Genomic DNA, 14,434 nt, shown 5'->3' with positions numbered 1-14,434 from the left:
AGGTCGAAGATGTCCGCAATGGATTGGAAACTCCTTCGCTCTGTCGCCCTTGCGGGGCTGGTCACCACCCTTTCCTTGGGTGCTGCCATCGCTCCGCAGTCCGTCTTGGCTCAGTCTGCGGTGGTGCGAGGGTTGCCAGATTTCACGGATCTGGTGGAGCAAGTCGGGCCCTCTGTCGTGAACATTCGCACCACGGAAAAGGTGACCAGCCGCGGTAATGTCAACGGTATGGACGAGGAAATGGCGGAGTTCTTCAGGCGTTTTGGTGTGCCTATTCCGAACATTCCTCGCCAACAGCGCCCCCAGCAATCCCAGCCCGAGGAGCAGCCGCGGGGCGTGGGGTCCGGGTTCATTCTCACTTCAGACGGCTTTGTCATGACCAATGCGCACGTCGTGGAAGGTGCAGACGAGGTCATCGTGACGCTGACCGACAAGCGGGAGTTCAAGGCCCGCATCGTGGGCTCTGACAAGCGTACGGATGTGGCCGTCGTCAAGATTGACGCGACTGGCTTGCCGGCCGTGAAGGTGGGGGATGTCAGCCGTCTCAAGGTCGGTGAGTGGGTGATGGCCATCGGTTCGCCGTTTGGTCTGGACAATTCCGTCACCGCGGGCATTGTGAGTGCCAAGCAGCGTGATACGGGGGACTATCTGCCTTTCATCCAGACGGATGTCGCCATCAACCCCGGCAATTCGGGCGGGCCGCTGATCAACATGCGTGGTGAGGTAGTAGGTATCAACAGCCAGATCTACTCGCGCTCAGGGGGGTTCATGGGAATCTCCTTTGCCATTCCCATGGACGAGGCGATCCGGGTGAGTGAGCAACTGCGTGCTTCCGGCAAAGTGACCCGTGGCCGTATTGGTGTGCAAATTGGTCCGGTGACCAAGGATGTCGCGGAATCCCTAGGGCTGGGCAAGGCCCAGGGGGCACTGGTAACCGGGGTCGAGGCCGGGTCTCCTGCTGAAAAAGCGGGTGTCGAGGCGGGGGACATCATCACCCGGTTTGATGGCAAGGCCATCGAAAAGGTTGCCGACCTGCCTCGTCTGGTCGGAAACACCAAGCCTGGCAGCAAGAGTTCTCTCACCGTGTTCCGTCGAGGCCAAAGCCGTGATTTGACGGTCACCATTGCGGAGATTGAGCCTGACAAGGTTGCTACCAAGTCTACGGAGCGCGAGGAGCGCGCCAAGTCTTCATCTGCAGGCCAGCAAGTGGGGTTGACGGTCTCTGATCTGACGGACGCCCAGAAGAAAGAACTCAAACTCAAGGGCGGTGTAATGGTCACGGCCGCAACAGACGGCGCGGCCCGTGCAGGTTTGCGCGAGGGGGATGTGATCCTGGCAATTGCGAACACCGAGGTGAGCAATGTGAAGGATTTCGATGCCATCCTCGGCAAAGTGGACAAAGCCAAGACGATCAACGTGCTGTTCCGCCGGGGCGACTGGGCACAGTACGCGTTGATCCGGCCCGCTCGGTGAGTTCAGCGGTGGGGTGTCAAGCACCCCACTTTTTTTCGCTTTCAATCTCAAGTTAGTGCATGCAAACTTGAAATAGGCGTATGGACGGATTTCGATAGAATAGAGCCTGTTTTTCAATGCTGCTGTGTATATCGGGAGAGAAATTCCTCACGATGCGATATGCATTGAAATGCTGCACAACCCTTCCACAGGCTGCGCACATGTTGTTCAGTTTTCATGCTTGCGTTTTGTGAATAACTTGTGCATAAAATTGCTGTTGCAGCATGGCAACGACCCTTGCATGCGTCATGCAGGCCTGTTGAGGAAAGGCTTTTTGCCTACAATGAAGGCCCAGCTATCGCAGTTGCCAATGATTGTTGGTTCAGGGCGCGTCGCCATTCGACGCGCCCTTTTTTCTTGTGTGCGCCGTTTTAATTCAATTACTTGACGCTTTCCGTTGATGAATCACATCAGAAATTTCTCCATCATTGCGCACATCGATCACGGCAAGTCCACCTTGGCTGACCGCCTGATCCAGCGTTGCGGTGGTTTGGCCGAACGCGACATGGAGGCCCAGGTGCTTGACTCCATGGACATTGAGAAAGAGCGCGGGATAACCATCAAGGCGCAGACCGCTGCGCTGCAATACAAGGCCAAGGATGGGCAGGTCTACAACCTCAACCTGATCGACACACCCGGCCATGTGGACTTCTCTTATGAAGTCAGCCGCTCGCTCTCTGCCTGCGAAGGTGCTCTGCTGGTGGTGGATGCCTCACAGGGTGTGGAAGCGCAGACGGTGGCCAATTGCTACACCGCGCTGGACTTGGGCGTCGAGGTTCTGCCTGTCCTCAACAAGATGGACCTGCCCAACGCGGACCCAGATAACGCCCGCGCTGAGGTCGAGGACGTGATCGGCATTGATGCGACCGATGCGATCCCTTGCTCGGCCAAGACCGGCATGGGCATCGAAGAGATTCTGGAAATGATCGTGGCCAAGGTGCCCGCGCCCAAGGGCAACCCCGAGGGCCCGCTGCGTGCCATGATCATTGACAGCTGGTTTGACAGCTATGTGGGCGTGGTCATGCTGGTGCGCATGGTCGACGGACGCCTGGTGAAGGGCGAACGCATCAAGATGATGGCGACTGGCGCTGTCTATGAGGCAGGCAGCCTGGGTGTGTTCACCCCGGCCAACCAGCCGCGCGAAAGTCTGGAAGCGGGTGAGGTGGGCTACATCATCGCCGGTATCAAGGAGCTCAAGGCCGCCAAGGTGGGGGACACCATCACGCTGGAAAAGAAGCTGCCCAACAACGTGGGCTCGGCCACCGAGGCGTTGCCAGGTTTCAAGGAAATCCAGCCCCAGGTGTTTGCGGGCCTTTACCCGACAGAAGCCAACCAGTACGACGCATTGCGCGATGCGCTGGAAAAGCTCCAGCTCAACGATGCTTCGCTCCATTTCGAGCCTGAAGTCTCGCAAGCGCTGGGCTTTGGTTTCCGTTGCGGCTTTCTCGGGTTGCTGCACATGGAAATCGTGCAGGAACGCCTGGAGCGCGAGTTTGACCAGGACCTCATCACCACCGCGCCCAGCGTGGTGTACGAAGTGGTCAAGGGTGATGGCGAAGTCATCATGGTCGAGAACCCTTCCAAAATGCCGGAGCAGGGCAAGATCCAGGAAATCCGCGAACCCATCGTGACGGTGCATCTCTACATGCCCCAGGACTACGTGGGGCCGGTGATGACCCTGGCCAACCAGAAGCGGGGTGTGCAGATCAACATGGCCTACCACGGTCGCCAGGTCATGCTCACATACGAGCTGCCGCTGGGCGAAATCGTGCTCGACTTCTTCGACAAACTCAAGTCTGTGTCGCGGGGCTACGCTTCCATGGACTACGAGTTCAAGGAATATCGGGCGTCAGACGTGGTCAAAGTCGATATCCTGCTCAACGGCGAGAAGGTGGATGCCCTGTCCATCATCGTGCACCGCTCCCAGTCCCAATACCGGGGCCGTGCGGTGGCTGCCAAGATGCGTGAAATCATCAGCCGCCAGATGTTTGACGTGGCGATTCAGGCCGCCATCGGTGCCAACATCATCGCGCGCGAGACCATCAAGGCCCTGCGCAAGAACGTGCTGGCCAAGTGCTATGGCGGCGACATCACCCGCAAGCGCAAGCTGCTCGAAAAGCAGAAAGCGGGCAAGAAGCGGATGAAACAGATTGGATCGGTGGAAGTGCCCCAAGAGGCGTTTCTGGCCATTTTGCAGGTGGAAGACTGATGCGCCTTATGGAAATCATCACGTCGCTGGTACTGGCGGCATTTGTGGGCTACATCGGAGCCTGGTATCTCGGTTGGCTGGAGGGCAACTTTGCACTGCTGCTATTCCTGGCGACGGTCGTCACAGGCGCTTATTGGCTGGGTGAGCGTTTCTACTTTTTGCCGCAGCGTCGCAAGGCTGCCCAGGCCGTTGAAGAGGCCGCGGTACAGCGCCGCGTAGAACTGGACCGCATGGGTATCCAGAAGGTGGATGTGGATGCGGAAGAAGCCAAAGGCCGCATCCTCATGCAGCCCTGGTGGCTGGACTGGACGGCTGGTCTCTTTCCAGTGATCGTCGCGGTCTTTGTACTGCGCTCGTTCCTGTTTGAGCCCTTCAAGATTCCGTCGGGCTCCATGGTGCCCACGCTGCGTGTGGGTGACCTGATTCTGGTGAACAAGTTCACCTATGGCATCAAGCTGCCGGTCATCCACACCAAGATCACGGAAGGCAACAAACCGGCTCGCGGGGATGTGCTGGTGTTTCGCTATCCTCCCCAGCCCAGTCTGGACTACATCAAGCGCGTGGTGGGTGTGCCGGGCGATGAGGTGGCTTACCTGAACAAACGTCTGACCATCAATGGCCAGCCGGTGGCAACCAGCAACCAGCCCGACTTTCTGGACGAAGAAAGCATGCGCTACTTCAAGCAGTTTGAGGAAAAGCTGGGGGAGCACACGCACCGCATGATCAACAACCCTGAGGTCCCACCCTTTGTGCAGGGAGCCAGCAATTTTGCCTACCGCGACAACTGCCGCTACAGTGTGGAAGGAGTGGTCTGCAAGGTGCCTGAGGGCCACTATTTCATGATGGGCGACAACCGCGACAACTCCCTCGATTCTCGCTACTGGGGCTTTGTGCCCGAGGGCAATATCGTAGGCAAGGCGTTTTTCGTCTGGATGAATTTTGGGAATATCAAGCGCATCGGGTCGTTCAACTGACCTGCTGAATGTCTGTACAACCGAGGAGGGTGAGAGGTATGAATTTGCATCGCACTGCTGCGCGTGCGCGTCAACGGGGTCTGTCTTTCATTGGCGTGATTTTTATTGGGCTGATTGCCGTCGCCACCTTTGCCATCGGTGGTCAGTCGGTGCCCATCTTTCTTGAATATCAAGCCATCCGCAAGGCTGCATTGAAAGCATCCAAGGAAGGCAGTTCCGTCGCTGAAATCCGGGCTTCTTTTGACCGTGCGGGAGCCATTGACAACATCAGCTCCATCGCTGGCAAAGACCTCGAAATTACCAAGCGCGGCGACAAGACCGTGGTGGGCGTCAAATACTCCCGCGAGATCGAGCTGGCCGGTCCTGCCTTCCTGGTGTACCGCTTCCAGTACCAGACGACTGATTAACCGAACTGAATCATTAGTGCATCCCAGTCTTTCTTCGCTGCAGACCCGTCTGCAGCATGTCTTTTCTGATCCCTCACTGCTGCAGCGGGCTGTCACCCACCGCAGCTTTTCGTCCGACCACAACGAGCGGCTCGAATTTTTGGGGGACTCTGTTCTCAACCTCGCGGTGTCCAGCTTGCTGTACCAGCGGTTGACCGAGTTGCCCGAAGGTGATCTTTCGCGGGTGCGGGCCAATCTGGTCAAGCAGGACACGCTGCACCAGATCGCCTTGCGCCTGCAGCTTTCTGAAGTGCTGCGGCTGGGCGAGGGTGAAGCCAAATCGGGCGGGCAAAAGCGCCCCTCCATCCTTGCCGACGCGCTGGAGGCCCTGATTGGTGCCGTGTACCTGGATGCGGGCTATGGCCCTGCACAAGCGCTGGTGCATCGCCTGTTCAACGGTGTGGAGATCAACCCCCACATGCAGGCCGCGGCCAAAGACCCCAAGACCGCTTTGCAGGAGTGGCTGCAGGGCCGCAAAATGAAGCTGCCGCAGTACCGTGTGGTGGGCACCGTGGGCGAAGCCCACCGCCAGACCTTTGACGTGGAATGCGATATTGCAGAACTGGGCCTGACCGAGCGTGGCATCGGCGGCTCCCGCAGGGCGGGCGAACAAGCCGCTGCTGCGGCCATGCTGGCCACACTGAAAGCGAAAAAACTATGAATGATGCTACCAAAAACGTAGCTGGTAGCGCTGATTCAGCAAGCGCTCAAGGCCCAAATGATCTGGATGCCATGCTCGCGGCAGCGCGCACGGCGGGTGCCGTTAAGGCTGCAGGTGCCAACCCCTCTGTGCCAGTAGAGGGCCAGCGCTGCGGCGTGATCGCCATCGTGGGCAAGCCCAACGTGGGCAAGTCCACACTGATGAATGCGCTGGTGGGGCAGAAGATCAGCATCACCTCGCGCAAGGCGCAGACCACGCGCCACCGCATCACCGGCATTCGCACGTTGGGGGCCACGCAGTTTGTGTTTGTCGATACGCCGGGCTTTCAGACCAAGCACAGCACCGCGTTGAACAAGTCGCTCAACAAGACCGTGATGGGCGCGATTGGCGATGTGGACCTGATTCTGTTTGTGGTGGAGGCTGGCAACTTCACCCTGGCCGACGCCAAGGTGTTGTCGCTGTTCAAGCCCGGCATTCCCACGCTGCTGCTCGCCAACAAGCTCGACATGGTCAACCGCCGCGCCGAGCTGGCCCCATGGCTCAAGAGCATGCAGGAGCGCCACCCGTTTGCCGAGTTCGTGCCCATGTCGGCCAAGAACAAGGGCGATATTGAACGCCTGTTTGGTGTCTGCGAGAAGTACCTGCCCGAGCAGCCCTGGTGGTATGCCGAGGATGAGCTGACCGACCGCAGCGAGAAGTTCCTGGCCGGTGAGACCGTGCGTGAAAAGCTGTTCCGCTTCACCGGCGATGAACTGCCCTATACCTCCACCGTCGTCATCGACAAGTTTGACGAAGAGCCCAGCAAGACCCACAAGCGCTTTGTGCGCGTGGCCGCCACCATCGTGGTGGAGCGCGACGGCCACAAGGCCATGGTGATTGGCGAAAAGGGCGAGCGTCTCAAGCGCATCAGCACCGAAGCCCGCCAAGAGCTGGAGAAGCTGCTGGATGCCAAGGTGTTCCTCGAAGTGTGGGTGAAGGTGCGTTCTGGCTGGGCCGACGATGAAGCCCGCGTGCGGTCCTTCGGCTATGAATAAGGCCCAACCCCCTGAGCGGCTGCGCCGCTTCCCCCTTCTCTCGCAACGCTGCGCGCTGCGGGAAGGGGGACGACGCCTGTGGCCGGGCCCAGCCCGCTCCACGGCGTCCGCTGGCATGGCCTGCTCCGCGGCCTTCTGACGGGCGGGTGTAGCGCGCTTCCATGCCCGTACGTCGCATCTCCGACGAACCCGCCTACGTGCTGCACAGCTACGACTGGAGCGAGTCCAGTCTGATCCTGGAGGCGTTCTGCCGCCGCCAGGGCCGTGTGGCGCTGGTGGCCAAGGGTGCCAAAAAGCCCAGCTCCAACTTCCGCCCCGTGCTGCTGCCGCTGCAGCCGCTGCTGCTCACCTACACCCTGGCGGGCGATGGCGCAGGCGACATCCACACCCTCAAGGCGGCCGAGTGGGTGGGCGGGCATGTGATGCCCACGGGCGACGCGCTGCTGTCGGGCCTGTACCTCAACGAACTGCTGCTGCGCCTGCTGGCCCGTGCCGATGCGCATACGGGCCTGTTTGACGTGTACGCCGGGGTGGTGCGCGTGCTGGCCAGCGAGCATGGCGATGCCTTGGAGCCCGTGCTGCGCAGCTTTGAGTTGCTGCTGCTGCGTGACCTGGGCCTGCTGCCCACGCTGGATGCCGAAACCGCCACGCTGGCCACCCTGCGCCCTGAAGGCCGCTACACGCTGGTGGCCGAAGGCGGTTTGCGCACCGCCTCGCAGACCGATCGCGCCAGCCTGACGGGCAGCCAATGGCGTGCGCTGCAAAAGGCGCTGGACGAAGCCGCCAGCTACACCGCCACGCTGCGCGCTTGCGCTCCCGTGGCGGCCGAACTCAAACCCCAGCTGCGGGCGGTGCTGCAATACCATTGCGGCAGTCCGGTGCTGCGCACCCGCCAGCTCATGATGGACCTGCAAACCTTATGACCACCCAGCCCTCCCAACATTCTCGTCACCGCACCGCCCTGTCCGTCAACGTCAACAAGGTCGCCCTGGTACGCAACACGCGCCACCTGGGTATTCCCAGCGTGACCCGCGCTGCTACCCTGTGCCTGCAGGCCGGTGCACAGGGCATTACTGTGCACCCCCGGCCTGACGAGCGCCACATCCGCGCGCACGATGTGTACGAGCTGGCCGAACTGATGAAGGCCTGGCCTGACCGCGAATACAACATTGAAGGCAACCCCTCGCAGAACCTGATGGAGTTCATCCGCACCGTGCGCCCCCATCAGGCCACCTTTGTGCCCGACAGCGAAGACCAATTCACCAGCGACCACGGCTGGAGCTTTCCGCAAGACGCTGAGCGCCTGGCCCCGCTGGTGGCCGAGTGCAAGGCCTTGGGCGTGCGCGTGAGCCTGTTCATGGACCCCGTGCCCGAGCAGATGGCTGCAGCCAAGGCCGTGGGCGCAGACCGCGTGGAGCTGTACACCGAACCCTACGCCGCCGCCTGGGGAACCCCCCAGCAGGCCGAGCAACTGGCCCGCTACGCTGCAGCCGCCCAGGCGGCGCTGGATGCGGGGCTGGGCGTGAACGCCGGGCATGACCTCAACCGCTACAACCTCGCCGCTTTTGTGCGCGAAGTGCCCGGTGTGCTCGAAGTCTCCATCGGCCACGCGCTGATTGCCGACGCGCTGGAGCTGGGCTACGCCGCCACGGTGCAGGCTTACCAAGCGTGTATCGATGCGGGCTTTGAAGGTCACAGCAACTCCTGATTTGATAGCTGCTTGCGCTGATCTATCAAGCGCTAGAGGCATATTTCACTCAAAACCATGATCTACGGCATTGGCACCGACATCTGCGATGTGCGCCGCATTCGCGAGAGCCTGGAGCGTCACGGCGACCGCTTTGCCGAGAAGGTGCTGGCTGCGGGCGAACTGGCTGTGTGGCGCGAGCGCACCGAGCGCTGGCCCGACCGCGGCCTGCGCTACCTGGCCACGCGCTTCTCAGCCAAAGAGGCCTTCAGCAAGGCCGTAGGCCTGGGCATGCGCATGCCCATGACGTGGCGCCACTGCGAGGTGGCCAAGCTGCCCAGCGGCCAGCCTGTCATCGTGCTGCACGGAGCTTTGAAAGCTTGGTTTGAAGAACGCAGCCTGCACGCGCACCTGAGCGTGACCGACGAGACCGACTATGCCGCCAGCTTCTGCGTGGTGGAACGTTTGGAGGCAAATCAGCCTCCAGCGCTCATCCCATAAGCGCAAGAAGCTCTTGATTTGATAGCAATTCATCCCCTCCGATCTTCCATGACCGAACACGCCCCTCTCATCATTGACATCGCTGGCACCGAACTCACCGCCACCGACCGCCGCCGCCTGGCCCACCCGCTGGTGGGCGGCATCATCCTGTTCGCCCGCAACTGGGTGGACCGAGCCCAGCTGCTGCAGCTCACCAGCAGCATCAAGGCCGTGCGTGACGATCTGCTCATTTGTGTGGACCACGAAGGCGGGCGCGTGCAGCGTTTTCGCACCGATGGCTTCACCCACCTGCCGCCCATGCGCGCGCTGGGCGAGATGTGGATGGATGACGGCAAGGGTGCCAAGGCTGTGCCCGGCAGCGGTGCGCTGCGTGCCACCAATGCGGCCACCGCAGCGGGCTATGTGCTGGGCAGCGAGCTGCGTGCGTGCGGCGTGGATTTCAGCTTTACGCCCGTGCTGGATTTGGACTGGGGCGAAAGCGGCGTGATTGGCGACCGCGCCTTCCACCGCGACCCGCGCGTGGTGGCCCTGCTGGCCAAGAGCCTGATGCACGGCCTGCTGCAGGCGGGCATGGCCAACTGCGGCAAACATTTCCCAGGCCACGGTTTCGTCAAGGCCGATTCGCACACCGAAGTGCCGGTGGACAAGCGCAGCCTCAAAGCCATCCTGGCCGACGACGCTGCGCCATACCCCTGGCTCAGCACCACGCTCACCAGCGTAATGCCCGCCCACGTCATCTACCCCAAGGTGGACAGCCGTCCCGCAGGCTTCTCGCAGCGCTGGCTGCAAGAGATTTTGCGCCGCCAGATGCGCTTTGACGGGACCATCTTCAGCGACGACCTGAGCATGGAAGGCGCACGGCGCATTGATGGCCAGGTGGTGAGCTACACCGATGCTGCATTGGCTGCGCTGGAGGCAGGCTGCGATCTCGTGCTGCTGTGCAACCAGAGCCTGGGCAAGGGCGAGGCAGTGGACGAGTTGATTGACGGACTGGCCGCCGCACAGGCGCAAGGCCGCTGGCAGCCTGATGTAGACAGCGAATCACGCCGCGTGGCGCTGCTGCCCGAAACCCTGCCCCAGCCCTGGGATGAGCTGATGCTGCAGCCTGCGTACATGCAGGCGCTGGATTTGTTGATGTGATGAGACATCGGTGCCCCACATAGCGCATGAGGGGCACTGTGCTGAGCGATCTTGTGCAGACCGTTCCGGTGTCAAGGCACCGGTGACGCCGCCCCAGGCTCCGGCCTGTTTTCGTGAGCGGGGGGTGATGATTGCGTGGGGGCTACAGCCCCTGCGGGCGGCACCCCATGCCAGCGCCGCACTACGCGCTGGAAGATCAGCGCATTCGGAATCTGCATCCAGGCGCTGCCCGGTGGGGTGTTGAACTCTTCCAGCGTGGTGTAGAGCAGGTTCACATCCACCACCATGCCCTTGGCTCCGGGCTTCTCGGCGGTGTCCAGCACCTCGATGTGGTCCCCAATGCGAAAGGGCCGCACGGTGAAGATCAGCAGCGCGCAGAACAGGTTGGACAGCACGCTCCACGCCGCAAAAAACGCTACGGCTCCCACGGTGGCAAAGCCGGTGAAGGCTGTCCACAGCACAGTGGCCGACACGCCCAGGCGCTCCAGCGCCAACAGCACGGCGCTGGCCATGATGGTCCAGCGGATCAGGCCGTTGATGGGCACCACCAGCTCGCCCGGTAACTGGTAGCGCACAGCAGCCTTGCGCACCAGCCGCCGCAGGAGCCCCTGCAGCAGGTACGCAATGAGCAGGATGCCCAGAATCTGACCGCCGGGCACGATCACCTCCAGCCAGTCTTGCACCCACTCTGGCAAGCGATGTTTGGGGATGGCCATGGCGCTTGTGATGTTCAGATCCTGCCCGTGTACTGCGGCTTGTTGCCCTGGTCTCAGGCGTGGTGGCCTTCGCGGCGCAGGGCCGGGAAGAGGATGATGTCGCGGATGCTGGGGCTATCGGTCAGCAGCATCATCAGACGGTCAATGCCAATACCGCAGCCGCCGGTGGGAGGCATGCCGTATTCGAGCGCACGCACAAAGTCGTGGTCGAAGAACATGGCTTCGTCGTCGCCGCTGTCCTTGGCGGCCACCTGGGCGTGGAAGCGTGCAGCCTGGTCTTCAGCGTCGTTCAGCTCGCTGAAGCCGTTGCCGAATTCGCGGCCGGTGATGTACAGCTCAAAGCGCTCTGTCACCTCGGGGCGGGTGTCGTTGGCGCGCGCCAGGGGGCTGATCTCGGTGGGGTGCTCCATGATGAAGGTGGGGTTCCACAGCTTCTCTTCCACCACTTCTTCAAAGTACAGCACCTGCAGGCTGGCCAGCGTACGGGTGGAGAGCTTGTCCTTCTCTTCGTTCATACCCAGCTTCTTGAGTGCGGCCACCAGCCAGTCGCGGCTGTTCACGTTGTCGCCTGCGTCTGTGTGCTTGACGATGGCTTCGGTGATGGTCAGGCGCTCAAACGGCTGGGCCAGGTCCACGGGCTTGCCGCCGTAGGTGAGCTGCAGCGTGCCAGCGGCTTTCATGGCGGCGTCGCGAACCAGTTGCTCGGTGTAGTCCATCAGGTCGCGGTAGTTCCAGTAGGCCGCGTAGAACTCCATCATCGTGAACTCGGGGTTGTGGCGCACCGAGATGCCTTCGTTGCGGAAGTTGCGGTTGATTTCGAACACACGCTCAAACCCGCCCACGATCAGGCGCTTGAGGTACAGCTCAGGCGCAATGCGCAGGTACATCTCCTGGTCCAGCGCGTTGTGGTGCGTGATGAACGGCTTGGCATTGGCACCGCCAGGAATGGGGTGGAGCATGGGCGTTTCCACCTCCAGAAAGCCGTGCTGCACCATGAAGTCACGAATGCCCGACACCGCCTTGCTGCGCGCCATGAAGCGCTTGCGGGCGTGTTCGTCGGTGATCAGGTCCACATAGCGCTGGCGGTACTTCTGCTCCTGGTCGCTCATGCCGTGGAACTTGTCGGGCAGGGGGCGCAGGCTCTTGGTGAGCAGGCGCAGGCTCGTCACCTTGATGGACAGCTCGCCCGTCTTGGTCTTCATCAGCGTGCCTTCTGCACCCAAGATGTCGCCCAGATCCCAGTGCTTGAAGGCGGCGTACAGTTCCTCGCCCAGCGCATCGCGCGTCACATACAGCTGGATGCGGCCACCGGTGTCACCCAGGGAGCCGTCTTGCACCGTGGCAAAGCTGGCCTTGCCCATCACGCGCTTGAGCATCATGCGGCCACCCACGCTGACGGTGACGGGACTGGCTTCCAGCGTTTCTGCGTCGTGGCCTGCGTAGGCCGTTTGCAGCTCGGCCGCCTTGTGGGCGGGCTTGAAGTCGTTGGGGAAGGCAACGCCGCCGCCTTGTGCCTGGGCTTCACGCAGGGCGCGGAGCTTTTCGCGGCGCTCGGCGATGAGCTGGTTTTCGTCTTGGGGTGCGAGGGCGTGGTTCTGTTCAGACATGGTGGCTGTGTGCTGTGGATGCAGGGCTTTTGGAAGGGGGCCACGGCGCGCAAGGGGCGGCCGTGGGGTGGCTATCGGCGCTGTACTGGGGCGAAATCGGTGGGCTGTGAAGGCATGCTTTCACAGCCGAACCTGTCATTTTAAGGTTTCTGCGGGTCCGCTGGCGCGCTGAACACGGCAGCCGCCGTGCGGGCGATGATGCGCAGGTCCAGCCACAGGCTGCGCTGCTGCACATATTGGCAGGCGTATTGCAGCTTGGCGGGCAGAATTTCCTGCACATAGGCACGCTCGGGGTCGTTGCTGCGTGCCAGCACTTCGCTCTCATCGCGGTAGGCCAGCGAGGCCAGGTCGGTGATGCCGGGGCGCACGCTCAGCACCTGCGCAGCGACCTCGGTGGGATACAGCGCCACGTACTTAGGCACCTCAGGCCTCGGGCCCACCACGCTCATGTCACCGCACAGCACATTGGCAAACTGGGGCAGTTCATCGAGCTTGGTGCGGCGCAAGAATTGGCCCGCACGGGTGATGCGTGCGTCGGCCCCCACCGTGATCTGCGGCCCGGCGGCATCGGCCCCCACGCGCATGGTGCGGAACTTGTAGATGCGAAACAGCTGCCCATGCCGGCCCACGCGCTCTTGCTGGTAGATGATGGGGCCGGGCGAGTCACGGCGCACCCACAGCGCAATCACGGCCAGCAGCGGTGCCAGCATCAGCAGCACGGTGGCCGAAAAGGCGATGTCAAAAGCGCGCTTGATCCACATGGTTGATAGAGGTGGCGGGCAGAGTTCTTCAGCCCAGCAGCTCGTGCAGAGCGGCAATCACCCGTTCCTGGTCTGCATCGCTCATGGCGGTGAACAGGGGCAGGCTCACCATGGCTAGGTAGGCGGCATCGGCATGCGGAAACTGCTCGGGCGTGAGCTGGTAGCGGTCGCGCCAGTAGGGGTGGCGGTGCAGCGGCACATAGTGCACGCTGGTGCCAATGCCCCGGTCTGACAGGCCCTGGATCAACGCATCGCGCCCGATGCGTGCCTGCGGCGCAAGGCGCACCACGTACAGGTGCCAGGCATGCACATCGCCCGTTGGGGCCGTGGCGGGCAGTACCAGGGGCAGGCTGGCCAGCGCGGCGTGGTAGCGCTGGGCCAGCTCCTCACGCCGTTGCACAAACTGTGGCAGGCGTGCCAGCTGCTGCACGCCCATGGCGGCAGCCACATCGGTCATGTTGTATTTGAAGCCGGGGGCGACCACCTCGTAGTACCAGGCCGGGGTCTTGGATGTGAAGCGGTCAAACGCATCGCGGTTCATGCCGTGCAGGCGCATCACGCGCATGCGCTGGGCCAGGGCTGCATCGCGCGTCACGGCCATGCCGCCTTCGCCGGTGGTGATGGTCTTGTTGGCGTAAAAGCTGAACACCGTCACATCAGACTGCAACTGCCCCACCAGCGCGCCGCGCCAGGTGGTGGGCAGAGCATGGGCAGCGTCTTCCACTACCTTCAGGCCATGCTCTTGGGCAATGGTCAGGATCGCATCCATGTCGCATGCCAGGCCGCCGTAGTGCACCGGCATGATGGCTTTGGTGCGGGGCGTGATGGCGGCGCGGATTTTGGCGGGGTCGATGTTCAGCGTGACCGGGTCCACATCCACCAGTACCGCATCGGCCCCCAGATAGCGCACCACCTCCACCGTGGCGGTGAAGGTGAGGGTGGGTGCAATCACCTCGTCCCCCGGGCCAATGCCCAAGGCCTCCAGCGCCAGGTGCAACCCGGCCGTGGCCGAATTCACGGCCACGCCCTGCAGCCCACCGCCCAGGTAGTCCACAAAGTTCTGTTCAAACTGGCGTGTGACGGGGCCGGTGGTGACCCAGCCGGAGCGCATGGCCTCGGTCACAGCGGCGATTTCGGCGTCACCGATGTCGGGGCGGGCGAAGGGGAGGAAAGGTGTGGTGGACAT

The 14,434-nt window shown here is 62.2% G+C and carries 14 protein-coding genes; 10 read left to right on the top strand and 4 right to left on the bottom strand.

What is annotated here, in order from left to right:
• The first annotated feature begins 9 nt into the window (after positions 1-9).
• The 10 genes from AACH87_RS16990 to nagZ all read left to right on the top strand — a co-directional run bounded on the left by AACH87_RS16990 (position 10) and on the right by nagZ (position 10,164).
• Positions 10-1,473, top strand: coding sequence for a DegQ family serine endoprotease (locus tag AACH87_RS16990; RefSeq protein ID WP_338795683.1), 1,464 nt, complete (start codon positions 10-12; stop codon positions 1,471-1,473).
• A gap of 439 nt (positions 1,474-1,912) precedes the next feature.
• Complete coding sequence (gene lepA / locus AACH87_RS16985) at positions 1,913-3,721, top strand: translation elongation factor 4 (protein WP_338795682.1); 1,809 nt, start codon at positions 1,913-1,915, stop codon at positions 3,719-3,721.
• The gene (gene lepB / locus AACH87_RS16980; RefSeq protein WP_338795681.1) at positions 3,721-4,695 is read left to right on the top strand and encodes a signal peptidase I; all 975 of its coding nucleotides are present in this window, start codon (positions 3,721-3,723) and stop codon (positions 4,693-4,695) included. Before lepA ends, lepB begins: the two co-directional genes overlap by 1 nt.
• 38 nt (positions 4,696-4,733) lie before the next feature.
• A complete protein-coding gene (locus tag AACH87_RS16975) occupies positions 4,734-5,102 on the top strand; it encodes a DUF4845 domain-containing protein (protein ID WP_338795680.1) in 369 nt (122 codons plus the stop codon).
• 16 nt (positions 5,103-5,118) lie between these two features.
• Complete coding sequence (gene rnc, locus AACH87_RS16970; protein WP_338795679.1) at positions 5,119-5,802, top strand: ribonuclease III; 684 nt, start codon at positions 5,119-5,121, stop codon at positions 5,800-5,802.
• Positions 5,799-6,836, top strand: coding sequence for a GTPase Era (era, locus tag AACH87_RS16965; protein ID WP_338795678.1), 1,038 nt, complete (start codon positions 5,799-5,801; stop codon positions 6,834-6,836). Before rnc ends, era begins: the two co-directional genes overlap by 4 nt.
• Before the next feature lie 161 nt (positions 6,837-6,997).
• The gene (gene recO / locus AACH87_RS16960; protein ID WP_338795677.1) at positions 6,998-7,759 is read left to right on the top strand and encodes a DNA repair protein RecO; all 762 of its coding nucleotides are present in this window, start codon (positions 6,998-7,000) and stop codon (positions 7,757-7,759) included.
• The gene (locus tag AACH87_RS16955; RefSeq protein ID WP_338795676.1) at positions 7,756-8,544 is read left to right on the top strand and encodes a pyridoxine 5'-phosphate synthase; all 789 of its coding nucleotides are present in this window, start codon (positions 7,756-7,758) and stop codon (positions 8,542-8,544) included. The genes recO and AACH87_RS16955 overlap by 4 nt, the downstream gene beginning before the upstream one ends.
• Before the next feature lie 57 nt (positions 8,545-8,601).
• Positions 8,602-9,024, top strand: coding sequence for a holo-ACP synthase (gene acpS, locus AACH87_RS16950; protein WP_338795675.1), 423 nt, complete (start codon positions 8,602-8,604; stop codon positions 9,022-9,024).
• Positions 9,025-9,072: 48 nt separating this feature from the next.
• Positions 9,073-10,164, top strand: a complete 1,092-nt coding sequence (gene nagZ, locus AACH87_RS16945; RefSeq protein WP_338795673.1) for a beta-N-acetylhexosaminidase — start codon at positions 9,073-9,075, stop codon at positions 10,162-10,164.
• 71 nt (positions 10,165-10,235) lie between these two features.
• On the opposite strand, the gene AACH87_RS16940 is transcribed toward nagZ, so the two are convergent.
• From AACH87_RS16940 to AACH87_RS16925, 4 genes are all read right to left on the bottom strand, one after another.
• Positions 10,236-10,880: a mechanosensitive ion channel family protein gene (locus AACH87_RS16940; RefSeq protein ID WP_338795672.1), complete on the bottom strand. Its 645-nt coding sequence runs from the start codon at positions 10,878-10,880 to the stop codon at positions 10,236-10,238.
• Positions 10,881-10,933: 53 nt separating this feature from the next.
• Positions 10,934-12,487: a lysine--tRNA ligase gene (gene lysS / locus AACH87_RS16935; protein ID WP_338795671.1), complete on the bottom strand. Its 1,554-nt coding sequence runs from the start codon at positions 12,485-12,487 to the stop codon at positions 10,934-10,936.
• 140 nt (positions 12,488-12,627) lie between these two features.
• Positions 12,628-13,248: a sugar transferase gene (locus tag AACH87_RS16930; RefSeq protein ID WP_338795670.1), complete on the bottom strand. Its 621-nt coding sequence runs from the start codon at positions 13,246-13,248 to the stop codon at positions 12,628-12,630.
• Between the two features lie 28 nt (positions 13,249-13,276).
• On the bottom strand, positions 13,277-14,434 hold the full coding sequence (locus AACH87_RS16925; RefSeq protein ID WP_338795668.1) for a DegT/DnrJ/EryC1/StrS aminotransferase family protein: 1,158 nt from the start codon (positions 14,432-14,434) through the stop codon (positions 13,277-13,279).

Source organism: Acidovorax sp. DW039, assembly GCF_037101375.1.
Lineage (GTDB): Bacteria > Pseudomonadota > Gammaproteobacteria > Burkholderiales > Burkholderiaceae_C > Acidovorax.
Note: the sequence above shows the minus strand (reverse complement) of the source record. Positions and strands in the feature narration are given on the sequence as shown.